Source organism: Xanthomonas citri pv. citri, assembly GCF_000961215.1.
Classification (GTDB): domain Bacteria; phylum Pseudomonadota; class Gammaproteobacteria; order Xanthomonadales; family Xanthomonadaceae; genus Xanthomonas; species Xanthomonas cissicola.
On sequence record NZ_CP008998.1, the window covers coordinates 4,834,552 to 4,857,815 of the forward strand.

The 23,264-nt window shown below is 67.0% G+C and carries 19 protein-coding genes and 1 pseudogene; 7 read left to right on the plus strand and 13 right to left on the minus strand.

Going from position 1 to position 23,264, the window contains the following annotated elements; all coding sequences use genetic code 11:
• Positions 1-57 precede the first annotated feature (57 nt).
• The 3 genes from AMD14_RS21235 (at position 58) to AMD14_RS21245 (ending at position 3,028) form a co-directional block, all read left to right on the plus strand.
• Positions 58-729, plus strand: a complete 672-nt coding sequence (locus AMD14_RS21235) for a 4-carboxy-4-hydroxy-2-oxoadipate aldolase/oxaloacetate decarboxylase (RefSeq protein ID WP_011052772.1) — start codon at positions 58-60, stop codon at positions 727-729.
• Positions 722-1,777 (plus strand): 4-oxalomesaconate tautomerase, encoded by a 1,056-nt coding sequence (locus AMD14_RS21240; protein ID WP_011052773.1) that lies wholly within the window; start codon positions 722-724, stop codon positions 1,775-1,777. The genes AMD14_RS21235 and AMD14_RS21240 overlap by 8 nt, the downstream gene beginning before the upstream one ends.
• Positions 1,778-2,005: 228 nt before the next feature.
• Positions 2,006-3,028 (plus strand): amidohydrolase family protein, encoded by a 1,023-nt coding sequence (locus AMD14_RS21245; RefSeq protein WP_045714629.1) that lies wholly within the window; start codon positions 2,006-2,008, stop codon positions 3,026-3,028.
• Positions 3,029-3,325: 297 nt separating this feature from the next.
• Here the strand turns inward: AMD14_RS21245 and rpmG are convergent, their stop codons facing one another.
• From rpmG to rsmG, 8 genes are all read right to left on the minus strand, one after another.
• Positions 3,326-3,493, minus strand: coding sequence for a 50S ribosomal protein L33 (gene rpmG, locus AMD14_RS21250; protein ID WP_002809462.1), 168 nt, complete (start codon positions 3,491-3,493; stop codon positions 3,326-3,328).
• A 13-nt stretch (positions 3,494-3,506) separates the two neighbouring features.
• The gene (rpmB, locus tag AMD14_RS21255; RefSeq protein ID WP_002809459.1) at positions 3,507-3,743 is read right to left on the minus strand and encodes a 50S ribosomal protein L28; all 237 of its coding nucleotides are present in this window, start codon (positions 3,741-3,743) and stop codon (positions 3,507-3,509) included.
• Positions 3,744-4,094: 351 nt separating this feature from the next.
• Entirely contained in the window at positions 4,095-7,289 is a 3,195-nt protein-coding gene (locus AMD14_RS21260) for an efflux RND transporter permease subunit (protein ID WP_011052774.1), read from the minus strand.
• A gap of 522 nt (positions 7,290-7,811) precedes the next feature.
• Positions 7,812-9,083, minus strand: a complete 1,272-nt coding sequence (locus AMD14_RS21265; RefSeq protein WP_011052775.1) for an efflux RND transporter periplasmic adaptor subunit — start codon at positions 9,081-9,083, stop codon at positions 7,812-7,814.
• A gap of 193 nt (positions 9,084-9,276) precedes the next feature.
• On the minus strand, positions 9,277-10,548 hold the full coding sequence (locus AMD14_RS21270; RefSeq protein ID WP_011052776.1) for a TolC family protein: 1,272 nt from the start codon (positions 10,546-10,548) through the stop codon (positions 9,277-9,279).
• A gap of 55 nt (positions 10,549-10,603) precedes the next feature.
• Complete coding sequence (locus AMD14_RS21275; protein ID WP_011052777.1) at positions 10,604-10,987, minus strand: DUF2946 family protein; 384 nt, start codon at positions 10,985-10,987, stop codon at positions 10,604-10,606.
• A gap of 237 nt (positions 10,988-11,224) precedes the next feature.
• On the minus strand, positions 11,225-13,069 hold the full coding sequence (locus tag AMD14_RS21280) for a DUF885 domain-containing protein (protein WP_011052778.1): 1,845 nt from the start codon (positions 13,067-13,069) through the stop codon (positions 11,225-11,227).
• 330 nt (positions 13,070-13,399) lie between these two features.
• On the minus strand, positions 13,400-14,038 hold the full coding sequence (gene rsmG, locus AMD14_RS21285) for a 16S rRNA (guanine(527)-N(7))-methyltransferase RsmG (protein ID WP_003487708.1): 639 nt from the start codon (positions 14,036-14,038) through the stop codon (positions 13,400-13,402).
• Between the two features lie 223 nt (positions 14,039-14,261).
• Between rsmG and AMD14_RS21290 the strand changes: the two genes are divergently transcribed.
• Positions 14,262-15,890, plus strand: a complete 1,629-nt coding sequence (locus AMD14_RS21290) for an alkaline phosphatase D family protein (protein WP_011052779.1) — start codon at positions 14,262-14,264, stop codon at positions 15,888-15,890.
• Positions 15,891-16,062: 172 nt separating this feature from the next.
• Positions 16,063-17,634 (plus strand): alkaline phosphatase D family protein, encoded by a 1,572-nt coding sequence (locus tag AMD14_RS21295; protein WP_011052780.1) that lies wholly within the window; start codon positions 16,063-16,065, stop codon positions 17,632-17,634.
• 31 nt (positions 17,635-17,665) lie between these two features.
• On the opposite strand, the pseudogene AMD14_RS21300 reads toward AMD14_RS21295, so the two are convergent.
• Positions 17,666-18,250: pseudogene (locus AMD14_RS21300) on the minus strand (4'-phosphopantetheinyl transferase family protein); the annotation flags it as partial.
• Between the two features lie 126 nt (positions 18,251-18,376).
• On the opposite strand from AMD14_RS21300, the gene AMD14_RS21310 reads away from it, so the two are divergent.
• Entirely contained in the window at positions 18,377-18,628 is a 252-nt protein-coding gene (locus tag AMD14_RS21310) for a GlsB/YeaQ/YmgE family stress response membrane protein (RefSeq protein WP_005914591.1), read from the plus strand.
• 59 nt (positions 18,629-18,687) lie between these two features.
• On the opposite strand, the gene AMD14_RS21315 is transcribed toward AMD14_RS21310, so the two are convergent.
• Both AMD14_RS21315 and xth read right to left on the minus strand, forming a co-directional pair.
• Positions 18,688-19,125, minus strand: a complete 438-nt coding sequence (locus tag AMD14_RS21315; RefSeq protein ID WP_003487696.1) for a GFA family protein — start codon at positions 19,123-19,125, stop codon at positions 18,688-18,690.
• Positions 19,122-19,901 carry an exodeoxyribonuclease III gene (gene xth, locus AMD14_RS21320; protein WP_011052783.1) on the minus strand — a complete coding sequence of 260 codons (780 nt, stop codon included), beginning with the start codon at positions 19,899-19,901 and terminating at the stop codon, positions 19,122-19,124. The genes AMD14_RS21315 and xth overlap by 4 nt, the downstream gene beginning before the upstream one ends.
• Positions 19,902-20,290: 389 nt before the next feature.
• Between xth and AMD14_RS21325 the strand changes: the two genes are divergently transcribed.
• Positions 20,291-21,433 (plus strand): ROK family protein, encoded by a 1,143-nt coding sequence (locus AMD14_RS21325; RefSeq protein ID WP_040107816.1) that lies wholly within the window; start codon positions 20,291-20,293, stop codon positions 21,431-21,433.
• Positions 21,434-21,463: 30 nt separating this feature from the next.
• On the opposite strand, the gene AMD14_RS21330 is transcribed toward AMD14_RS21325, so the two are convergent.
• Together AMD14_RS21330 and AMD14_RS21335 are read right to left on the minus strand one after the other, a co-directional pair.
• Complete coding sequence (locus AMD14_RS21330; RefSeq protein WP_033482731.1) at positions 21,464-22,171, minus strand: hypothetical protein; 708 nt, start codon at positions 22,169-22,171, stop codon at positions 21,464-21,466.
• A 166-nt stretch (positions 22,172-22,337) separates the two neighbouring features.
• Complete coding sequence (locus AMD14_RS21335; protein WP_015463747.1) at positions 22,338-23,222, minus strand: peptidylprolyl isomerase; 885 nt, start codon at positions 23,220-23,222, stop codon at positions 22,338-22,340.
• Positions 23,223-23,264 lie beyond the last annotated feature (42 nt).

Here is a 23,264-nt window from a genome sequence, read left to right on the forward strand (position 1 = left end):
TTGAGCCAGCTGGCTCTGCCCGGCCAGACTCGGCGCATTCTTAACGAGGATGGATGGATGAGCCAGGTCGTTACCCGGATCGAGCGTATGCCGTTGGCCATCGTCGACGGGCTGGCGCAGGCCGGCGTGGCGACCGTGCACGAAGCGCAGGCCCGCAGCGGCCTGCTGCACCATCGGCTACGTCCCATCTACACCGGCTGCCGCATCGCCGGCACCGCGGTCACCGTGTCGATTCCGCCCGGCGACAACTGGATGATGCATGTAGCCATCGAGCAACTGCATGCAGGCGATGTGCTGGTGGTCGCGCCGACCAGCGACTGTTGCGACGGCTACTTCGGCGACCTGCTGGCCACCTCGGCGCAGGCGCGCGGATGTCGCGGCCTGATCATCGATGCCGGCGTGCGCGATGTGCGCGATCTCACCGCCATGCAGTTCCCTGCCTGGAGCCGCGCCATCTGCGCGCAGGGCACCATCAAGGAGACGCTCGGCTCGGTCAACGTGCCACTGGTGTGCGCCGGGCAACTGATCCAGCCCGGCGATGTGGTGGTGGCCGACGACGATGGCGTCTGCGTGGTGCCGCGTGCCACCGCTGTCGATGTGCTGACCGAAGCGCAGGCGCGCGAGGCACGCGAACTGCTCAAGCGCGAACGTCTGGCACGCGGCGAACTGGGCCTGGACATCTATGCGATGCGCGAACGTTTGGCCGCCAAAGGCCTGCGTTATGTCTGAGCGCGTGCGCGCGATGTGGATGCGCGGCGGCACCTCCAAGGGTGGATTCTTTCTGGCCGACGAGTTGCCCGCCGACACCGCCGCGCGCGACGCGTTTTTACTGCGCGCCTACGGCTCGCCGGATGCGCGCCAGATCGACGGCATGGGCGGCGCGGACCCGCTGACTTCCAAGGTCGCCGTGGTATCGCGCTCCACGCATGCCGATGCCGACGTGGACTATCTGTTCCTGCAGGTGGCGGTAGAACATGCGCAGGTCAGCGATGCCCAGAACTGCGGCAACATGCTGGCCGGCGTTGCCCCGTTCGCGCTGGAACGCGGCTTGCTGCCCACACGCAATGGCCAGACCCAGGTGCGCATCTTCATGCGTAACACCGGCACCCTGGCCACCGCCACCGTGCAGACGCCCGATGGCCAGGTGCGTTACGACGGCGATGCCCGCATCGACGGCGTCCCCGGCACGGCCGCGCCGATCGCGCTGGCATTCGCCGATATCGCCGGTGCTTCGTGCGGCGCGCTGCTGCCGAGCGGGCATGCGGTGGACACGCTCGACGGTGTGCAGGTCACGCTGATCGACAACGGCATGCCCTGCGTGGTGCTACGCGCCAGCGATGTCGGCATCAGCGGTTACGAAGACCGCGCCACGCTCGACGCCGATGCTGCGCTACGGGCGCGCCTGGAAACGCTGCGTCTGCAGGCAGGTCCGTTGATGCAGCTCGGCGATGTGCGCGACGCCACGGTGCCGAAAATGATGCTGGTCGCCGCCCCGCGCGCCGGTGGTGCGATCAGCGCGCGCTCGTTCATCCCGCACCGCTGCCATGCCTCCATTGGCGTGCTGGGTGCGGTCACCGTCGCCACCGCCTGTCTGTTGCCCGGCTCGCCCGCACACGCGCTGGCGCAGGTGCCCGGCGGGCGCAGCCAGCGGCTGGACGTCGAACACCCCAGCGGCGCAAGCAGCTGCCTGATCGATCTCGATGCGCAGGGCGCAGTGGTCGGTGCCGCGGTGGTGCGCACCGCGCGCAAATTGTTCGATGGTGAGCTGTATGGCTGAGTATTCCGCTGCGTCGCCAAGCTGCGGCAACCGCCATCGCAGCGGCACGTGCGCGTGTGTGCCGTTCGAGCAAGCCATTGCTACGCAGTGCGCCGCGATCCGCGCCCATCTGCACATCGGGACCACCACATCCGCCGCGACCTGCAGCGTCCGTGCACCCGGCCGCCCCACCTTGCGCACAGGCAATCGCTGGCGCGCCGCTTCCGCTGCAACACACACACCATCGCCATGATCATCGACTGCCACGGCCACTACACCACCGCACCCGCCGCGCACGATGCGTTCCGCAAGGCGCAGATTGCGCATTACAACGATGCGCACGCACCTGTGCCGGTGTATCCGTATATCTGCGACGATGCGCTGCGCGAAAGTGTCGAGCTGCACCAACTGCGCCTGCTGCGCGAGCGCGGTGCCGACATGACGATTTTTTCGCCACGCGCCAGCACCATGGCGCATCACATCGGCGACGAAGCGGTGAGCCAGGTGTGGACGCGCCATTGCAACGACCTGATCGCACGCGTGGTACAGCTGTATCCGCAGACCTTCATCGGCGTATGCCAGTTGCCGCAGTCGCCGGGCGTGCCGATCGCGCACGCGATCGCCGAACTGGAACGCTGCGTCAACGAACTGGGATTCGTCGGCTGCAATCTCAATCCCGACCCGTCCGGCGGGCACTGGAATGGTGTGCCGCTGACCGACCGCGCCTGGTATCCCTTCTTCGAAAGAATGGTTGAACTCGACGTCCCGGCGATGGTGCATGTCTCCGGCAGTTGCAATGCCAATTTCCATGCCACCGGCGCGCATTACCTCAATGCCGATACCACGGCCTTCATGCAGTTTCTCGAAGGCGATTTATTCACCGATTTTCCGCAGCTGCGCTTCATCATTCCGCACGGCGGCGGTGCCGTGCCGTATCACTGGGGCCGTTTCCGCGGCCTGGCCGACATGCTGGGCAAGCCTGCGCTGTCTACGCACGTGATGCGCAATGTGTTCTTCGACACCTGTGTGTATCACCAGCCCGGTATCGACCTGTTGTTCGAGGTGATCGACATCGACAACATCCTTTTTGGCTCGGAAATGGTGGGCGCAGTGCGCGGCATCGATCCGCAGACCGGCCACTACTTCGACGACACCAAACGCTACATCGATGCGCTGGCGATTTCCGACGCCGACAAGCGCAAGGTATTCGAAGGCAATGCGCGGCGGGTGTACCCACGGCTGGATGCGCAATTGCGCGCACGTGGGCTGTGATCCCCTTCTCCCTCCGGGAGAAGGTGCCCGTAGGGCGGATGAGGGTACGGGCGAAGCCTCGTGCACTCAGAATAATTGCGTAGGCTTCGCCCCGTACCCTCACCCCAACCCCTCTCCCGAGGGGAGAGGGGCTTTGTCACGCACCTTTGTCTCTCTTGGGCTTGGCTGGCAACCCGATAGTGGAAATCACACTGCCATCGGCGCCTACACGCATCAAGACCATTCCCCAACCCCACAAACGCAAACACCCGCCTTGCGGCGGGTGTTTGCTTGGATGCAGATCGCGTAATCGGTGGATTACTTGATCTTGCCTTCCTTGTACATCACGTGCTTACGCACGACCGGGTCGTACTTCATCATTTCCATCTTCCCCGGCGTGTTCTTCTTGTTCTTGTCCGTGGTGTAGAAGTGGCCGGTAGCGGCCGAGGAAATCATACGAATCTTGTCACGCTTGCCTTTTGCCATGACTGCTTACTCCTCAGACCTTTTCGCCGCGCGCACGCAGCTCTTTCAGAACGGCATCGATGCCGTTCTTGTCGATGGTGCGCAATGCATGCGCGGAAACACGGAGCTTCACCCAGCGGTTTTCGCTGGCAACCCAGAAGCGACGCTCGTGCAGGTTGGGCAGGAAGCGGCGACGGGTTCTGTTGTTTGCGTGGGAGACGTTGTTACCCGTCTGCACACGCTTGCCGGACACTTGGCATACGCGGGACATTACGCACCTCGATAAATGAATTGCCACCCATAGCCTGGGGAGCGGCGGCCCCGACAGCGCCAGGGCTGTCACGCAACGTTGGGAATCAAGAACTTACGCTGGAACAGGCCGGCAACCCCATTGCGCTGGGCACCGCCATCCGGAGCGATCCGGGCACAGCGAGCCGCGCATTATGCACGGCTTTCCTATGTGCCGCAAGCACTTAGCGGACCCAGGACCGGGCCGGGCCACGCATCGGACCCAAGCCTGCCTGGTCGCGGACGATTGCAGGTCGGGCTCACTGCCTGATCGCCCGACCATCCGCATGGCGGCGTACACGGCCAACCACGCCGTGCATCCGCGTGACGCCCGCTACTCAGGCGCTCCACGCTCCCGACGGGGCGCCCGCTGCCGATGCAACCAGCGATACAGCACCGGCAACACCAGCAGGGTGAGCAGGGTGGAGGAGACGATGCCGCCGATCACCACCGTGGCCAGCGGGCGCTGCACTTCGGCACCGGCACCGACGTTGAAGGCCATCGGCACAAAGCCCAGCGCGGCCACCAGGGCGGTCATCAGCACCGGTCGCAACCGCGCCAGCGCGCCTTCGCGCAATGCCCGCTCCAGCGGCATGCCGTCAGCGCGCAGGCTGCGCACGAACGCGATCATCACCAGGCCGTTGAGCACCGCCACGCCCGACAACGCAATAAAGCCCACGCCGGCGGAAATCGACAAGGCCAGCCCGCGCAGGGCCAAGGCCAGCACGCCGCCGGTCAGCGCCAGCGGCACGCCGCTGAACACCACCAGCGCATCGCGCAGCGAGCCGAAGGACCAATACAGCAGCGCGAAGATCAACACCAAGGTGCCCGGCACCACCCAGGCCAGGCGCTGGCTGGCGGAGATCAGCTGCTCGAAGGTGCCGCCGTAGCCGATCCAGTACCCGGTGGGCAGCTTGACCTGCGTCTGCACGCGCTGCCGCACCTCGGCCACGAAGCTCCCCAGATCGCGATCGCGCACGTTCGCGGTGATCACGATGCGGCGCTTGCCGTCTTCGCGGTTGATCTGGTTGGGCCCCAGCACGGTGTCGATCTTGGCGACCTCGCGCAGCGGCACGGTGATCGGCTCGCCACTGCGCCAGCCTGCCGCGCGGCTGGACTCGTCCGCATCGGCACGCTCGCCATCGCCACGCAGCGGGATCGGCAGATCGGCCAGCGCAGTGGGGTCCTGGCGCAGAGATTCCGGCAGGCGCACCACGATGTCGAAGCGCCGGTCGCCTTCGAACAATTGCCCGGCCTCCTGTCCGCCCACTGCCGCGGCCACGGTGTCCTGCACCACACCGGGATTGAGCCCGTAGCCGGCCAGCGCGGCGCGATCGGGTACCACCGCCAGCATCGGCAGGCCGGTGGCCTGTTCCAGGCTCACATCGGCCGCGCCCGGCACCGCGCTGGCGATTTCCTGCACGCGCTGCCCGAGCCTGACCAGCGTGTCCAGATCGTCGCCGTACACCTTGATCGCCACATCCGCACGCACGCCGGAAATCAGCTCGTTCATGCGCATCTGGATCGGCTGGGTGAACTCGTAATTGTTTCCCGGCAACTGCTTCACCGCCTCCTCGATTTCGGCCAGCAACTGCGCCTTGCGCTTGCGCGGATCCGGCCACTGCGCGCGCGGATGCATGATCAGGAACGTGTCGGCGACCGATGGCGGCATCGGGTCGGTGGCCACTTCGGCAGTACCGAGCTTGCCGAACACATGCGCCACCTCCGGAAACTGCTTGATGCGCTTTTCCAGCGTGGATTGCATGGTGATGGCCTGTTCCAGGCTGGTGCCGGGAATGCGCAAGGCATGCAGCGCAACATCGCCTTCGTCCAGGTTGGGGATGAACTCGCTCCCCAGACGCGTGGCCAATACCGCGCACAGCGCCACCGTCGCAAGCGCTGCAATGGCCACCCAGCGGCCGTGCCGAAGCGCCCGATCGAGCAATGGCGCATAGACGCCGCGCGCCCAGCGCATCGCGCGGTTTTCGTGCTCGGCCACCTTGCCGCCGAGCAGCAACGCAATCGCTGCAGGCACGAAGGTCAGCGACAGCAGCATCGCGCCGGTCAGTGCCAGCACCACGGTGATCGCCATCGGGTGGAACATCTTGCCTTCGATACCGGTGAGCGCGAACACCGGCAGATACACCGCAGTGATGATGCCCAGGCCGAACAGGCTGGGGCGGATCACCTCGGCAGTGGCTTCGGCAGTGAGCTCGAAACGCTCGTCGCGTTCGAGTACGCGCCCCAGCCGACGTTGCGCGTCGCCAAAGCGGCGCAGGCAGTTCTCCACGATGATCACCGCGCCATCGACGATCAAACCGAAATCCAGCGCGCCAAGACTCATCAGATTGCCGGACACGCCACCACGCACCATGCCGGTGAGCGTGAACAGCATCGCCAACGGAATCACAGCAGCCGTGATCAACGCTGCGCGCACATTGCCCAGCAACAGGAACAACACCACGATCACCAGCAACGCGCCTTCGATCAGGTTCTTGGCGACGGTGACGATGGTCCGGTCCACCAACGCGGTGCGGTCGTACACCGGCACCGCCTGCACACCGGCCGGCAAGCTGGCGTTGGCCACTTCCAGCCGCTGCGCAGCGGCCTGCGCCACGGTGCGACTATTGGCACCGACGAGCATGAAGACCGTGCCGAGCACCACTTCGCTCCCGTCCTGGGTGGCGGCGCCGGTGCGCAACTCGCGCCCCTCGCCAACCTGCGCCACATCGCGCACGCGGATCGGCACGCCGGCGCGCCGATCCAGCACAACCGCGCCGATCTGCGCGATGTCGTCCACCTGCCCCGGCACCCGCACCAGAAACTGTTGGCCGTTACGTTCGATATAGCCGGCGCCGATGTTGCGGTTGTTGGACTCGACCGCTCGGGCAACGTCGTCCAGGGTAAATCCCAACGCGACCAGGCGCGCCGGATCGGGCGTGATATGGATCTGCCGCGCATACCCGCCGATGGTGTTGACCTCGGTGACGCCCGGCACGTTGCGTAGCTGCGGGCGCACCACCCAATCCTGCAAGGTGCGCAGATCGGTCGCCGTCCATGCACTGCCATCGGGCTTGCGCGCATTCGGCTTGGCCTCGACCGTGTACATGAAGATCTCGCCCAGGCCGGTAGCGATCGGTCCCAGCTGCGGCTCCAGATCGGCGGGCAATTGCGACTTGACCTGCTGCAGACGTTCGGCCACCTGTTGCCGCGCGAAATACAGATCGGTGCCATCGGCGAAGACCGCGGTGACCTGCGACAAGCCATAGCGCGACAGCGAGCGCGTGGATTCCAGACCCGGCAAGCCCGCCAGCACCGTCTCCAACGGAAACGTTATCCTCTGCTCGGATTCCAGCGGCGAATAGCCCGGCGCTGCGGTATTGACCTGCACCTGCACGTTGGTGATGTCGGGTGTTGCATCGATCGGCAAGCGCGAAAAACTCCACGCCCCGATCGCAATCAGCACCCCTGTCAACGCCAGCATCAACCAACGTTGCGCAATTGCAAACCGGATGACGTTGGTCAGCATGACAAGCCCCTCCGCATACGCCTGGTAGCGCCCTGCGCCTGCCGGTGCCCTCGCCGCGTCACCGACCGATAACGCCGCCTCCCTACCGCGCAGCCGCGCAACACGCCAAACGAACAACCACCCAAACACCAGCGCTGCTCTAGCTCTAGCTGTGGCTGTGGCTGTAGCTGTGGCTGTTGGCTTTCGGGGCCCCATACCGCAGCGGCAGGGCCGGCAGAGACAACCCGCAGGGCGGCGCGCATGGATGCGCGTCGTTTTTGTAAGGGACACGGATGTCCCTTACAAAAATTTCTGCCGGACTTGCGCACCCGCAGCGCCACAGGCGCGGAGGGCGCGAGGACGGGGTGTGCTTTCTTTTGGTTACTTTTCTTTGCACAAGCAAAGAAAAGTGACTCGCGCCCGACAGGGCGAGAAAGCCTTTGCTCTAGCCTGAAAGAGCGACGAAGCCTTTGCCCTGGCACGCCCCCTCGCATCCGACAAACGCCTCCACTCAAAAGCGCAATGACATCCATACCAACGCGCTCAATGATCATGCGAAGCCCCCGACTTTTCGATATCGGCCTTCACCAGGTAACTCTGCTCCACCACCACCGCATCACCTGCCACCAGGCCCGATACCACTTCCACCTGCTGCGCATCGCGCGCGCCCAGCTTTACCGGGCGCACTTCGTAGACATCGCCCACCCGCACAAACACCACATCCCAGTCGCGGAACCGCTGCAACGCACCCACTGGCACCACCATCGCCGCCGGTTGCTGCGCCACCGTGACCCGCGCCTTCACCGCAGATCCCGGCCGCCACAACCCATCGCTGTTGCGCAACACTGCGCGCGCCACGGTGCTCTGGCTCGCCGTAGCGGTGCCAGGCAACACCCGCTCCAAGGCGGTCTGCGCCACCACACCATCGCTGATACGCGTGACCGCCACCGGTGCGCCGGCGGTGATATGCCCGGCGTCGGCGCCGAAGATGTGCAGATCCACCCACAAGGTGGACAGGTCGGCGATTTCGAACAGTGCCTGACCTTCGCCTGCGTTGCTGCCGAGGCTGGCATTGCGGGCAAGCACGACGCCGCTGATCGGTGCGCTCACCGAATAGGTGGTCAGGCTCAGATTGCTCTCCACCGTGGCCAGCACCTGACCGGCACGTACCCGGTCGCCCACGTTGACGCGCAGGCTGCGTACCGGCCCGGGAAAACGCGCGGTCGTCTGCGCTTGCGCGCCTTCTGCCGGCGTCAGTAGCCCCTGCACTTCGTGCTGGTCGGCAATGCTGCCGGCGCCGACGGCGGCCACACGAATGCCTGCGTCCTGCGCGACCTTCGCCGCGATGGTGGTGCGTCCCTCGTAGCTGGGATAGCGCCAGCGATGGGCCTTGCCCTGCACGGTGGCACGCACTTCCACATCGAACGAATGCGGCTCGACGACCGTGCTGTCGGCCAGCAGGCTGCCGTCGTCGCGCGGCCGCAATTGGTGCACTTCATTGATGCCGCCGAGCCGCTTCAGATGCACCTCCACCTTGCCGGCGGTGGCCGGCAACGGTTTGCCATTGCGGTACAGCCAGGCCTGGTACGTAGGCGGCGTGCCGTCTTCGGCGATGGCCAGCTCCACGCTGTCGCCGTCCTGGCTAAGCAACCGCCCGCCGTGCGTGCCGGTCTGGGCTTCATCACCGTGCGCATCGGCGCCCGCCTCGCCTTCGGCGGCATGCCCGGTGCGGTCATCGTGCGCGGCGTCGCTGTTGCGGCCGCAGCCGCCGAGCGCCAGCGCCAGGAGCAGCGGCGCAATCATGAAACGTGTCATCGACGGTGGTCCTGGTTGGCGCCGACGCGTTGGGTCGGGCGAACGAATGGAGGTGGCTGCATCGAAGGCGCGCCTGGCGTGGGTATGGCTTGGCGAGCACTGGGCGCGGATGCGGATGCGGATGCGGATGCGGATGCGGCAGATTCAAGCGGGCACGTGCACACGGCACGACAACGCAATACGGAAACCGCGTTCATGGCGTCACCTGCGCAGCAGGATCGCGTACGAACGGCTGCCCGGTCAGGCGCTGGATTTCGATCAACGCGGTCTGCGCTTCCGACGCAGCAGCCAGTTGCTGCCGACGTGCCTCGCTGCGTTGCGCCTGCAGCTGCGCCCAGTCCAGATAACTGGTGGCGCCAGCACGATAGGCGCGCTCGGCGGCGGCATCGGCGCGTGCGAGCGCGGGCAGTACATCCTCGCGCATGCGCGTCACTTCCAGCTGCGCAGCGCGGTAGCGGCCATGCGCATCGGCCAGGGTTGCGTAGAGCACCAACGCCTGCGATTGGCGTTCGATATCCAGCAACGCCAGCTCGGCTTCGGCAGCGCGAATCTCCGGTTGCGCGCGTGCAGCGCTACCCAATGGCAGCCAGACGCTGCCGAGCAACGCAGTGGCGTCATTGCCTTCGAGCCGGCGCACGCCCACCTGCCAGTCCAGATCCGGGCGCGCCTGGCTGCGCGCCAGCCGCACACGGGCTTCGCGCACGCGCTGCTCGCCGTTCAAGCGCGCCAGTTCCGGCGTGGCATCGAGCAGTTGTGCCAGCACCTCGAACTCGGGAATCGCCGGCAGCTGCAGCGGGTCGCCGGTGATCGCGCCGAACTGCGGCGTGCGCTCGCCCCACAGCACGGCCAACTGGCGGCGTGCCGCGTGCAGTTCCTGCTGGGCGCGGTCGCGTTCGAGTTCTGCGCGCGCCTGCAGCGCCTGGGCGGTCAGCAGCACCGATTCGGGCGATGCGCCGGCCTGCAGCCGTTGGCGCGCAGCGCTGACGGTGCGCTGGCGCTGGATCAGCAGTTCCAGCGCCGCCGCGTGCCGCTGCGCGGCCATGCCGATGGCCAGGTAACGCCGCGCCACCTCGGCCAAGACGTCGAGCCGGGCCAGGGCGCGTTGCGGTGCCAGCGCATCGAGACGCGCTTGCGCCAGGGTGCGGCGCGCGTCGAGCTTGCCGCCGCGTTCCAGCACGCCGGCCAGGGTGACGGTGAGTTCGGCCTGGTCCAGCGCGCGGGTGGGACCGGTGCCGAAGACGTTTTCCAGTTCGGCGCCGACGCGCAACGGCGGACGCAGCGCGTCGCGCTCGGCTTCGGCGGTGAGGGCTGCGCGTTGGCCATCGGCCAGGCGCAGATCGGGGTGCTGGCGGGCGACGCGCGCAATGGCGTCGTCCAGCGTCAGCGCGGGTTTGGGCGGCAGGTCCTGCGCCTTGGCGCACGGCACCACCGCGAAGACGGCAAGCGCCGTCAGTCGCAACCACATGAGGGTGTCTCCGGAATCGGGATCGATGGACAGGCCGGCAGCTGCCGGCGATGCATCAGGCCGCGATCGGAGGACGCAATCCGGTCTCGCTCAGATGCGAGCGGTAGGCGGTGGTCAGCACGGGCGGCTGCCCGTGCGTGCGCGCAGGCAACGGACCCCAGGCCAACGCCGGCAGCATGGCCGGGCTGTGCCCGTGGCAGTAGCCGCTGTGCATCAAGGCATGCAGCAAACCCGCACCGTCGCGCTCGCCGGCATCGCCTTCGTCGGCGCCGTCATGGCCATGCGGTGCGGTGTCGTCCAGGTGCGCCTGGTCGTGCGCCAGCGTATGCACATCGCCCAGTGCGCAGGCGACCGGTGCGACCAGTACGCCCATGACCAGCACCAGCAACGCCATCAGGCGCAGCAAGGGAGGCAATCGACGGGCGCGGCGGAGCAGCATGGGCGCAGCGTATAGAGGCCGGGGGAGTTACACAATCGCATGCACGGTCTGGCGCGCAGCATCGTAGAGCGGACCTGGCCGCGACGCCGTCCGGGTCAGCGCGATGGCACTCTGCCTACATCCTGGTTGTTCGCAGACAGCGACCGGGCAGGCGAAAAGCGGCCGACGATGACCTGGAACTGGGATCGAGGCCAGAACGGCGCCAGGAGCGGGACGGCAGCGCGGCCGGGTCCGCTCCTACGGGGAGCGGACCGTTGGCCAGGGTCGGGGCGCGGCGGCGCTGGGCTTGTTGGACGTTGCCGGGCGCGCCTTGCTTTCGGCGATGAAGGCGCGCACCTGCTGCTCCAGCACCGGCAGGGTGACCGAGCCCTGGCGCAGCACCACATCGTGGAAGGCCTTGATGTCGAAGCGGTCACCCAGCTCCTTTTCTGCCTCGGCGCGCAGCTTGACGATGGTGATCTCGCCCAGCTTGTAGCTCAGCGCCTGGCCGGGCCAGGAGATGTAGCGGTCCACTTCGGTGGTGACTTCGTGCTCGCTGAGCGCGGTGCGGTCGCGCAGATAGGCCAGTGCCTGCTCGCGGCTCCAGCCGTCATGGTGCACCCCGGTGTCGATCACCAACCGGCAGGCGCGCCACATCTCGTAGGTGAGCCGGCCGAATTCTTCGTATGGGGTTTCGTAGATGCCCATCTCCTGGCCGAGCTTTTCGGTGTACAGCGCCCAACCTTCGCCGTAGGCGGAAATGTAGTTCTCGCGCCGGAACGCCGGTTGCTCGCCCTGCTCCAGCGCCAGCGACCCCTGCAGCGAGTGACCGGGCGAGGACTCGTGCAGGGTCAGCGCCGGCAGGTTGTACAGCGGCCGCGACGGCAGGTTGTAGGTGTTGACCCAGTAGGTGGTGGCACCGCCGCGGCCGGCGGTCCAGAACGGGGCGATATCGTCGGGCACCGGCTTGATGGTGAAGCGCCCGCGCGGCAGCGTGCCGATGAACTTGCCCACCTGCCCGTCCACGCGCTTGGAAATCCATGCGGCGCGATCGAGCAACTCCTGCGGGGTCTTGGCGTAGAACTGCGGGTCGGTGCGCAGGAAGGCCAGGAACTGCGCGAAGCTGCCCTTGAAACCCACCTGCTGGATGATGGCGTTCATCTGGGTCTGGATGCGCGCCACTTCGTCCAGGCCGATCTGGTGGATCTGCTCGGGACTCAGCTCCAGCGTGGTGTATTCGCGGATCTGCTGGCGATAGAACGCCTTGCCGTCGGGCAATGCTTCGGCCGCCAGCGTGGTGCGTGCCTTGGGCATGTAGTCGTTGCGGAAGAACGTCAGCAGCTTGCTGTACGCCGGAAGGACGGCGGTGCGCAACGCGGCCTTGGCCTGTTGGCGCAGTTGCGCCTGCTCGGCCGCCGGGATCTGCGCAGGCAGTTGCTTGAACGGCGCGTAGAAGGTCGATTCGGTGGGGTCTTTGACATCGGCCACGGTGGCGATGGAGACATCGCGCCCGTCGAGCACGGCACGCGGCACGCTGAATCCGCGTGCCAGGCCGGCGCGCATGTTGACCGTCTGCTGCTCGAAATAGCGCGGTACATCGTTCAGGCGCGCGATGTAGGCGCGGTACTCGGCCGCGGTCTTCATCGGCCGCTGCGCCATGAAACCCAGATTCGACCAGAACGAGCTATCCGAATTGAACGGCATTTCGTACAGGCGCAGACGCACTTCGGCCGCCAGGTTCTCCACCTGCGGGCGGTAGATGGCGAAGTTGATCTGGTTGGCGGGCGAGAGCTGCTTGGGGTCGATGCCGTCGAGCTGCTTGAGTACGCCGTCCCACACGGCCAGACGCGCCTGCTGCGCGGTTGCGCTGACATCGGGCAGATGGGTGTTGTCGCCGGTGGTGTCGCTGTCTTCGTCGGCCTGGCCGGTCTCGGCCTGGCGCCAGGCCCACTCTTTCTCGTAGATCGCGCGGAAGCGCGCGTCGGCCGGTGCCTCGGCGGTGAGCGTGGCCGGGGCGGGTGGGGTGGCGGCCTGCGCCGAGGTGGCGGCAAAGCCTGCGCCCAGCAGGGCGAGCGAGAGTGCGGCGGCGAGCGGAGAGGTCACGTGCGGAAAGCCTGATCTGGAGCGAACGCTCGATCATGGCAGCCGCCGGCCGCGCTGCCATGGGCCGGAAGTCCCAACACGGGCTGGTGCAGGGGCATGGCTGGAGTGTCGGTGCTGCCCCCATCCGCCCTGCGGGCACCTTCCCCCGCAGGCGGGGGAAGTGACTTGGTGTGCTCGTCGAGGCAGGGGTTGGTGTGCTTGTCGAGCGCGGGGAAGGGGCTGGTGTGCTTATCCAGCGAAGGCAGGCGCTGAGCTTGTCGGGAGCGCTGCTCGCTCCCTCTCCCGCCCGCGGGAGAGGGTTGGGGTGAGGGCGCTTCGAGAACGAACGGCTCAGCCCTTACGCACCACCACCAGATGCCGCTCGCCCTCCAGGCCGGGCACCTGCAACGGGTGCACCTCGCCCACGGTCCAGCCAGCCGGCAATGCGGCGATTTCCTCGTGCGGGTACACACCCTTCATCGCCAACAAACTGCCGCCCGGCCGCAGCAGGTGGCCGCCGACGGCGATGATGCCGGCCAACGTGTCCAGCGCGCGCGCGGTGAGGTGGTCGTAGGCGGCCGGCTCGGCCAGCGCTTCGGCACGGGATTCGGCCACGCGCGCGTTGCCCAGCTCCAGATGGCGCAAGGCCTCGCGCATGAAGCGCGCCTTCTTGCCGTTGCTTTCCACCAGCGTCACCTGCAGCTGCGGGCGGGTGATGGCGAGCGGGATGCCGGGCAGGCCGGGGCCGGTGCCCAGGTCGGCCAGGGCGCCGCTGGCGATGTAGGGCTGCATGGCCAACGAATCGAGCAGATGGCGGGTGACCATCTCGCGCGGGTCACGCACGGCGGTCAGGTTGTAGGTCTTGTTCCAGCGCACCAGCAAGGCCAGGTAGCGCAGCAGCGGTGCGGCGAAGGCCGCATCCAGGGATTGGGCCTGCAGGCCGCGCTCGAGCGCGGCGGAGACATCGGGGGCGAGTGCGGCATCGTTCATGGCGCGATTATCGCAGCTGGGCTGGCGGGCATGCGCGGACCGATCTCGGCATCGCGGCTGGAGATGGCGTGGTTGCCTCCGCAGGCCGTTCCCCTGCCACGTACTGTCCGTCCGCGCCGTGGCTACCTGTGCTGAACCACCCACAGTGACGCTGCAACACGCGACACAAAACGGACATGTCCTGGCCACAGCATGGTCGTGTCTGCTTGCCTGCCGTTTGTCCATGCCCGTGATCGACCCGCCTGCCGCCTCACCCCTGCCTGATTGCGCTGCCACGCTTGTGCCACCGGATCCGAGCCGGCGGCGCATCCTCATCGCCGGCGCCAGCCTGGCTGCGGCGGGGCTGCTGAGCCCGTTCGCACGCGCCAGCGGCAGTGCCGATCCCTTCACGCTGGGCGTGGCGGCCGGCGACCCGTTGGCCGATGGCTTTGTGATCTGGACGCGGCTGGCACCCCGCCCGCTGGACCCGGACGGACGCGGCGGCCTGCGCGCGGCGGTGCCGGTGCGCTGGCAGGTGGCCAGCGACCCGCAGATGCGCACCATCGTGCGCCAGGGCGAGACCATCGCCAGCCCCGTCTGGGGCCACGCAGTGCACGTGGAGCTCACCGGTTTGATGGCCGATCGCCCCTACTGGTACTGCTTTCAGGCCCTGGGTGCACGCAGCCCGATCGGCAGCGCGCGCACCCTGCCGGCAGCGCATCAGACGCCGGACGCAGCGCGGTTCGGGTTTGTTTCCTGCTCGCACTGGGAACTGGGGTATTTCAGCGCCTACCGCCACCTCGCCGCCGAGCAGCCGGACCTGGTGTTCTTCCTGGGCGATTACATCTACGAGTACAGCAACCACGGCGAGGCGACGAACAAGATCGTGCGCCCGCACGGCAGCGGCGAATGCCTGGATCTGGCCGGCTACCGCAATCGCTATGCGCTGTACCGCACCGACCCGGACCTGCAGGCGCTGCATGCCGGCAGCGCCTGCGCGGCGACCTGGGACGATCACGAGGTACAGAACGATTACGCCAATCGCTGGTCGCAGGACCCGTCGATTCCGGTCGATACCTTTCTGGCCCGGCGCGCTGCCGCCTACCGCGCCTTCTACGAACATTTCCCGCTGCGTGCGCGGCATCGCCCGCACGGCGCGGACATGCGCATCTACCGCTCGTTCGATTACGGCCAGCTGGCGCGTTTCTACGTGCTCGATGGCCGCCAGTACCGCAGCGAGCAACCCTGCCCGCAGGCCAATGGCTGGCGCGGCGGCCATGTGGTGGCCGACAGTTGCCGCGAGCGCACCGACCCGCGGCGCACCATGCTCGGCTGGGAACAGGAGCGCTGGCTGCATGGCGGCTTCGCGCAGTCGCCCGCCCGCTGGAACGTGATTGCGCAGGATCTGCTGGTGGCACCGATGCGACAGGCGGGGCGCGACGGCGTGGTCGGGCACTGGACCGACGGTTGGGACGGCTACCCGGCCACGCGCGAACGCATGCTCGATGCGATTGCAAAGACGCGCCTGCGCAACCCGGTGTTCTGGGGCGGCGACATCCACTCGTACTGGGTCACCGACCTGAAGGCCGATCCGGCCGACGACGCGTCGGCAACGCTGGCCACCGAATTCGTCGGCACTTCGATCACCTCCGACGGCCAGAGCAACGACGAACTGCATGCGACCATGGCAGCCAACCCGCACGTGCATTACGTGGACGGGCAAACGCGCGGCTATGTGTCGGTGACGCTCACGCCGGGCCGGATGGAAACGCGGCTGCAGGGCATCTCCGATCGGCGCGACCGCAACGCCACGGTGTCGACCACCAAGCGCTTCGTGGTGGAGGACGGCAGGCCCGGCGCAGTGGAGGCGTGATCCATTGCGGCAGCGGCGGACGCACTGCCCCCGAGATGCGGCGCGCGGCATCCCTGATTGCGGCGCACTGTGCGGCCCATCGCGTTAACGCGGCCAGGCGTGGTCACGGACACGTAGCGGTAAGACGGCGGCGCTACACCTGCATGCAGCCGCAGCTGCCTGAAGGACACGCATGACCGCCTCCGATCCCGCCCGTCGCCGCGTCCTGCAAGGCTTGGGTGCCGGTGTGTTGCTGCCGGCCACTGCCGGTTGGCCCACGCGCAGCCTGGCCGCGCCGTCAGGACGACCCACCATCACCGACGGCGTGCAGAGCGGCGATGTGCTGGACGACCGCGCGATGCTGTGGAGCCGTGCCGATCGCCCGGCGCGGTTGCGGGTGGAATGGGACACGCGTCCAAGCCTGCGTCAGGCGCGGCGCGTGGACGGCACGATCGCGTCGGCGGCGCACGACTTCACCGCACGTGCGGACCTGAGCGGCCTGCCGCGCGACCAGGACATCTTCTATCGCGTGCGCTTCGAAGATGCCGACAGCGGCGTGTTGAGCGCGCCCGTCCACGGCCATCTGCGCAGTGCACCGCAGGCGCGCGACGATGTGCGCTTTGTCTGGAGCGGCGACACGGTCGGCCAGGGCTTCGGCATCAACCCGGACATCGGCGGCATGCGTATCTACAGCGCGATGCGCGAGCGCAATCCGGATTTCTTCCTGCACAGCGGCGATACCATCTACGCCGACAGCCCGATCCCCGCCGAGCTGACGGTGGAAGACGGCAAGCGCTGGCGCAATCTCACCACGGCGGCCAAAAGCAAGGTGGCCGAAACGCTGGACGAATTTCGCGGCAACTATCGTTACAACCTGCTCGATGAGCACGTGCGCCGCTTCAACGCAGAGGTGTCGCAGCTCTGGCAATGGGACGACCATGAAACCACCAACAATTGGTCGCCCGGCAAGCAACTGGATGCGCGCTACCAGGTGCGCGACATCGACGTGCTGGCCAGGCGCGCCCGCCAGGCCTTCCTGGAATATGCGCCGATGCGCGGCATGCGCGCCGATGGCAACGGGCGCATCTACCGCAAGATTGCCTATGGCCCCTTGCTGGATGTGTTCGTGCTGGACATGCGTAGTGACCGCGGCGCCAACAGCGACAACCTGCAACCGCAGCCCGGCCCCGATGCCGCGTTTCTCGGGCCGGAGCAATTGGCGTGGTTGCAACGCGAACTGGCCGGCTCGCGTGCGCAATGGAAGGTGATTGCTGCCGACATGCCGATCGGCCTGCAGGTGCCCGATGGCGAAGATGCGAACGGGCGCCCGCGCTGGGAAGCGATCGCCAATGGCGACCCCGGCGTGCCGCGTGGCCGCGAACAGGAAATCGCCACGCTGTTGCGCTTCATCAGCCGCGCACGCATCCGCAATACGGTGTGGCTCACCGCCGACGTGCATTACTGCGCGGCACACTACTACCACCCCGATCGCGCAGCGTTTCAGCAGTTCGAACCGTTCTGGGAATTTGTCGGCGGCCCGCTCAATGCCGGCAGTTTCGGGCCCAATGCACTGGATGCCACGTTCGGCCCGAGCGTGGTGTTTCAAAAAGCGCCACCTGCGCCCAACACCTCGCCGCTGGCCGGCTACCAGTTCTTTGGCGAAGTGGACATCGACGGCCGCAGCGGCGTGCTCACTGTGACGCTGCGCGACCTGGATGGGGTGGCGCAGTTCCGTCAACCGATTCTGCCGCACGGGGTGACGTAGACGCACACGCAGCGGACCGGTTACGCGCCGGCAACGGATAGAACGCCAGCGCCGCGCGGCATTCCGGTGCCGCCCACCATTCGTGCAGCTGCCACTGCGCGGCCTGGCCAAGTTCCGGATCGCACCACTGCAGGTGCAGCGCGCCGTCGGGCGCGAGCGCATATGCCAGCCGGTGCAAGCCGAACGACAGGCCATGCCCATGGGCCTTGAGCAAGGCTTCCTTGGCGCACCACAGCCGAAAGAACAACGCGTGTTGTGCGTCCGGCGCTAGCGCAGCGAGCAAGGCGATTTCGTCGGGATGAAAGAAGCGTTGCGCGATCTCCAGCACACGTGGACGCGCACGAATGCGCTCCAGATCCACGCCCAGTCGCACGCCTTCGCCCAGCCCCACCAGCAGGTACTCGCCGCTATGGCTCCAGCCGGTATCGCGGTCGGGCAGCGCCGGCTGCAACGAGGGACGCCCGCGTGCATCGCGCTGCAATGGCACCGACGCCGGGTCGATACCCAACGTCGGGCCGAGCAGCTGACGCGCCTGCGGCTCGCCACGTTCGCCGGGGCGGTGCGGGCATAGCCATAGCTGCACCGGGCCAACCCGCCAGCTCGCATGCACTGTCACGCGCCGTGCACCAAACCGAACAGTCGGCCACACCGTCCATCGCGTTCGACAGCTGCTTCACGTGCGGCTGCGTTGAATGGCGCCCATGCACCACTTCCGGTGCACGCGAACAAGGAGATCGGCAACATGGGCATCATCATCTGGTTGATCGTCGGCGGCATCGTGGGTTGGCTGGCCAGCATCATCATGCGCCGCGACGCGCAGCAGGGCATCATCCTCAACGTGGTGGTAGGCATCGTGGGCGCGCTGATCGCCGGTTTCCTGTTTGGTGGCGGCATCAACCAGGCCATTACGCTATGGACCTTCGTGTGGTCGCTGGTGGGTGCGGTGATTTTGCTGGCCATCGTCAACCTGGTGACCCGCGGCCGCCTGCGCTAACGCATCGCCTCACAGCTGTCGCATCACGCAACGCCCGGGCCTGCCCGGGCGTTGTCGTCTCAGCCTTTGGCGGCAATGCGATCGGCCGGATGGTGCACGCCGTCTTCCACCGGCACGGCAATGTTCAAGGCATACGGATTGACGCCTTCCAGGCAGCCGACGTTATAGCCGTATTCGTTGGGATTGGAGCGGCGCCGGTGATGCGTATAGATGCCGCACACGCCGCAGAAATAATGCGCTGCCGTCTGCGTATTGAACTGATACAGCTGCAGCACGTCTTCGCCCTGCACGACATGCAGGCCATCGAGGGTGACTGACGCGACGATGGCGCCGCGCCGGCGGCACATCGAGCAATCGCAGCGGCGTGGATCGAGCAGGCCATGCGGCAGATCCAGATCGATTTGCACTGCACCGCAGTGGCAACTCAGGCGATGCACCGGCCCCAGCGTGACATCGCCCACCTTGTGCGTGCTACGACGCAGATGCCGCTCGCTCATGCGCCGACCTCCGCCAGCCGCACCCACGCCGGTGCATGGTCACTGGGGCGCTCCCAGGTCCGCGGCTCGCGGTCGATGCCCGATTCCACCGCGCGCGTGCGCAAGGCATCCGACACCAGCGTCAGGTCGATACGCAGGCCCAGATTGCGGCGGAAACCGGCCTGGCGGTAATCCCACCAACTGAAGTGGTCGGCGTCCTGGTTGTGCAACCGGAAGGCGTCGTGCAAGCCCAGCGCCAGCAGTTTGTCCAACGCGGCACGTTCGTCGGTCGAGGTGAGGATGTGGTGCTCGTTCCACACCGTTGCATCGTGCACGTCGCGCGCATCCGGTGCGATGTTGAAGTCGCCCAGCACCACCAGCTGCGGATACCGCTGCAGCTCCTGCGCGATCCAGTCGTGCGCTGCGGCGAGCCAGCGCAGTTTGTAGGCGTACTTGTCGGTGCCCACGTCCTGGCCGTTGACCACGTACAGGTTGATGATGCGCACGCCATCGACAGTGGCAGCGATGACGCGCTGCTGCACATCGTCCAGCCCAGGGATGCCCATCTGCACATCAATTGCCGGCGAGCGCGACAGGATCGCCACGCCGTTGTAGGTTTTCTGCCCGCAGAACACGCTGCGGTAGCCCAGTGCCGCCAGCGCTGCATCGGGGAACTTGTGGTCTTCCAGCTTGGTTTCCTGGATGCCCACCACATCCGGCGCAAACGCAGCGAGCCACTGTTGCAGGTGCGGCAGGCGCACATTGAGCGAGTTGACGTTCCAGGAGGCAATCTTCATGGCGCGGACCGTGGTTCAAACCACCAATGGTACCGCGCCATGTGTCGCACTCAGGACGGTGAGCCATGCGTCCCCGCGCTGAGGCATTCCGACGCGCGCTGCAGGTGTGTATTTGGGGAGGCACGTGCACCGTCCTGGCACCTGCGTCATCGGTGCCGCCCCATGAGCTGGCGTACCGGATCAGCGCAACTGACGCGCTTGCCGCCGAACGGCAGCGAGGGGCAAGCACCGACGCGCAGGCCCTGCCGGTCGTGCGACCGACGCCTGTGAGCCAGGGCACGAGGCGGGTACCTGTACCGGACAGGTACCATCAATTCAATCACTTACCGTGAAGCAATCCGATCGGTCGAAGTAGGTAAGCTAGCCCGACCCCTATGACACCGCTGGCCATGTCGTCATCCGCTGCAGTCGCGTTGCCACCGCAATCGCCTGCCTTCCCCAGTCTGAGCCTCAACGAGCGCGACATGCTCGACCGCCTGCGTCTGGCCGGCGTGCTCACCCGTGCCGACCTCAGCCGTGGTACCGGGCTGACCGTGCAGACCGCGGTGCGCCTGATCGAAGGTCTGCACGCGCGCGGCATGGTGCAAATGGGCGAGGCGGTGACGCGCCACGGACGTGGCAAGCCCGGGGTGGCGGTGTCGCTGAATCCGGCGCATGGGCACACGCTGGGTATCTCCATCGCCACCGATGCGCTGACCCTGGCGCTGGTGGATTTTTCCGGCGCCGTGCTCGCCTGCAGCGAGGTCGGGCTGACCGACACCACCTTGTACGGGGTGCTCACCCAACTGCAGGCCGCCGATGCGGCGCTGCTGGCACGTGTGGACACGGCCGGCGCACGCCTGGGCATCGGCGTGGCGCTGGGCGGGTTCTTCACCGGCGAGGATGCCTTCATCCATCCGCCCGAACCGCTGCGCGCCCTGGGCCAGATCGCACTGTGTCCGTGGCTGGCAGAGGCGTTCGGGCAACCGGTCTGGATGGATAACGACGGCAGCGTTGCCGCCGCCGGCGAAGCGATGCTGGGCGTTGGCCAGCGCCATCGCGACTTTGCCTATCTGTCCGTGGGGTACGGCCTGGGCGGCGGCCTGGTTATCGACGGCCAGGTGATGCGGGGGGCACGTGGCAACGCCGGCGCGTTCGCCGACATTTTGCCGGCGCGGCAGCTGGAACGGGCCACCCTGGAATTGCTGCGCGAACTGCTGGCCGAAGACGGCCTGGCGTTTGCCGATGTACGCAGCCTGCTGGCGGCCTACGATCCGGCCTGGCCGGCGATCGAGCGCTGGATTGCCCGCAGCGCACCGGGGATCGCGTTGATCGTCTCGGCCATCACTGCCGTGTGCGACCCCGACGCCATCGTATTCGGCGGTCGCCTGCCGGGCGATCTGGCGCAACGCCTGATCGCCGCAGTGCAGATCGCCTCCCTGCCACGCGGCGAGCAGGCGCGCCTGCCGGTACTGCTCCCGGCCGAAGCACCTACCGATGCCTGCGCGCTTGGCGCGGCCACCTTGCCGTTGAAGGCGCGTTATTTCGGTTGAGCGAGGCGCTGCCACGCATGGCAGGCGCGGCTAGCGTTCTTGCGGCGAAGACAGATGCGCACTCTGGTGAGCCGAAGCGGTGCTGTCATCTCCTAGTTGCCGCAGATGGCGGCAGCAATCGTCGAACAGCTCCACGGCCAAACTTCGTGCCTGTTGCTGCTGCTGTTGGGTCAGCGCGTCCAACACCTCCTCTTCGGCCTGCAGCGGCGCAGTTGCATCCAGCGGCTGCCCCGGCGGCTGGCGTGCTGCCAGTCGCCACGCGGCCGCATAGACCGGGTCGGGCGCATGCAGCAGAGGCGATTCCACCACTTGCGCCAAGGTAGCGATGGCATCGCGGTGACCTGCCAATGCCAGCGCTTCCAGGTCGCTCACGATGACAGCCACCTCGCGCTCCGCATCCGGCGACAACGTCGGCTGCGTGCCTGCAGGCGCAGCGGCCACGGCACGCTGCATCAGGTCGGCCGCATGTTGCGCCAGCAGATAGCGCTGGGCATCCACATCGCCACGCGCGGCAGCTGTACGTAGCATCGCCTCGATCTGCAAGGGCGTGTCTGCCACGCATCCGGCACGACCAGACAATCCTGCAACACTCACCGCACCGCGCGCGATCTGCGCAGCCTGTTCGTGCTGGCGTTCGCGGCAGGCGAGTTGCTGCATGGCGGTATCGAACAAGCTGGGCGATGCGCTGTTGGATGGCTGGCGCGATCGGGCGGCGCCCGATGGCGCGCTTGGCGTCATGGGTCGATCCTGGATGCGCTGCGCGTCCGGTGCGTGCAACGCGTGCAGCGACCATGTAAACGCCAGCATCAGCACGATCGCAGCAACCGTGCCCGGCCATGGCCAGGTCGATCGATCGCCTGCCCCATGCGTCGTTTGCAGTCGGCGTGTCATCGCGCCCGGCGCCTCAACGCAGCGCCGCTTCCAGCGCGGCGCGATCGAAGCGCACCGGATTGGCCTGACGCAATTGCTCCAATGCGTTGGCAGCCGCCTGGTCGCGCAATTGCACCTCGATCTGTCCGCGTGCGCTGTCCAGGGTTGCCGGTCGCCGCGCATCGACACGGATCAGGTGGTAACCCTCCGGGCCACGTACCGGCACCGACACCTGCCCCACCGCCAGGTCCTGCACCGGCGCGACAAACGCGTCCGCCACATTGCGCAGAAACATCGGCGACAGTTCGCCGCCCTCGGCCGCAGTACTGGCATCGTCGGACTGCCGCATCGCCAGTTCGGCAAACGGTGTGCCGGACTCCAGCTGTTGCTTGAGGCGCTGCGCCCGGGCAAGCGCCTGAGCATCGGTCAGGGGCGTCCCACGCCGCGCCTCGCCCTGCGGCTTCAACGCCACGAACACATGGCTCAAGTGCACTTCATCGTAATCGTGTGGATGCGCATCGAATTGCGCCTTGATCTGCGCAGCATCGATCTGCGCGCTTTCGCGCGCACGCGTCTGCACGGCCTTGGCCAGGATCGCATCGGTCGCCTGACGTATACGCGCGGCCACGACCGGGTCGTCCTGCAAATGCGCACGCCGGGCCTGCTCCACCAGCAACAGGCGATCGGCGAATTCGCGCACACATTCCGGGTCGGCCGCACTGGCCGGATTGAAATCCTGTGGCAAGCCGGCCAGCGCAAGCGCGCGGTACTCCTGCGCATCGAGCGATTGTTTGCCGATCTGCAGCACCGTTGCCTGGTTGCTGCGGACATCGGATGCGGCAGTGGCGGCCTGCGCCGCTGCCACGCAGAAGATCAGGCTCGCCGCTAGCGCGGCAGGCAACACACGTGGGGAAACCATGAGACAACCTCCGTTAGACAAGAACCGACGGCGGTCAGCGCC

Excerpts from the sequence above, each read along its gene's own strand:
- AMD14_RS21235 (WP_011052772.1), top strand. The coding sequence starts at position 58 with ATGAGCCAGGTCGTTACCCGGATCGAGCGTATGCCGTTGGCCATCGTC.
- AMD14_RS21240 (WP_011052773.1), top strand. The coding sequence starts at position 722 with ATGTCTGAGCGCGTGCGCGCGATGTGGATGCGCGGCGGCACCTCCAAG.
- AMD14_RS21245 (WP_045714629.1), top strand. The coding sequence starts at position 2,006 with ATGATCATCGACTGCCACGGCCACTACACCACCGCACCCGCCGCGCAC.
- rpmG (WP_002809462.1), bottom strand. The coding sequence starts at position 3,493 with ATGGCAAAAGGCAAGCGTGACAAGATTCGTATGATTTCCTCGGCCGCT.
- rpmB (WP_002809459.1), bottom strand. The coding sequence starts at position 3,743 with ATGTCCCGCGTATGCCAAGTGTCCGGCAAGCGTGTGCAGACGGGTAAC.
- AMD14_RS21260 (WP_011052774.1), bottom strand. The coding sequence starts at position 7,289 with ATGCTGACCAACGTCATCCGGTTTGCAATTGCGCAACGTTGGTTGATG.
- AMD14_RS21265 (WP_011052775.1), bottom strand. The coding sequence starts at position 9,083 with ATGACACGTTTCATGATTGCGCCGCTGCTCCTGGCGCTGGCGCTCGGC.
- AMD14_RS21270 (WP_011052776.1), bottom strand. The coding sequence starts at position 10,548 with ATGTGGTTGCGACTGACGGCGCTTGCCGTCTTCGCGGTGGTGCCGTGC.
- AMD14_RS21275 (WP_011052777.1), bottom strand. The coding sequence starts at position 10,987 with ATGCTGCTCCGCCGCGCCCGTCGATTGCCTCCCTTGCTGCGCCTGATG.
- rsmG (WP_003487708.1), bottom strand. The coding sequence starts at position 14,038 with ATGAACGATGCCGCACTCGCCCCCGATGTCTCCGCCGCGCTCGAGCGC.
- AMD14_RS21290 (WP_011052779.1), top strand. The coding sequence starts at position 14,262 with ATGCCCGTGATCGACCCGCCTGCCGCCTCACCCCTGCCTGATTGCGCT.
- AMD14_RS21295 (WP_011052780.1), top strand. The coding sequence starts at position 16,063 with ATGACCGCCTCCGATCCCGCCCGTCGCCGCGTCCTGCAAGGCTTGGGT.
- AMD14_RS21310 (WP_005914591.1), top strand. The coding sequence starts at position 18,377 with ATGGGCATCATCATCTGGTTGATCGTCGGCGGCATCGTGGGTTGGCTG.
- AMD14_RS21315 (WP_003487696.1), bottom strand. The coding sequence starts at position 19,125 with ATGAGCGAGCGGCATCTGCGTCGTAGCACGCACAAGGTGGGCGATGTC.
- xth (WP_011052783.1), bottom strand. The coding sequence starts at position 19,901 with ATGAAGATTGCCTCCTGGAACGTCAACTCGCTCAATGTGCGCCTGCCG.
- AMD14_RS21325 (WP_040107816.1), top strand. The coding sequence starts at position 20,291 with ATGTCGTCATCCGCTGCAGTCGCGTTGCCACCGCAATCGCCTGCCTTC.
- AMD14_RS21330 (WP_033482731.1), bottom strand. The coding sequence starts at position 22,171 with ATGACGCCAAGCGCGCCATCGGGCGCCGCCCGATCGCGCCAGCCATCC.
- AMD14_RS21335 (WP_015463747.1), bottom strand. The coding sequence starts at position 23,222 with ATGGTTTCCCCACGTGTGTTGCCTGCCGCGCTAGCGGCGAGCCTGATC.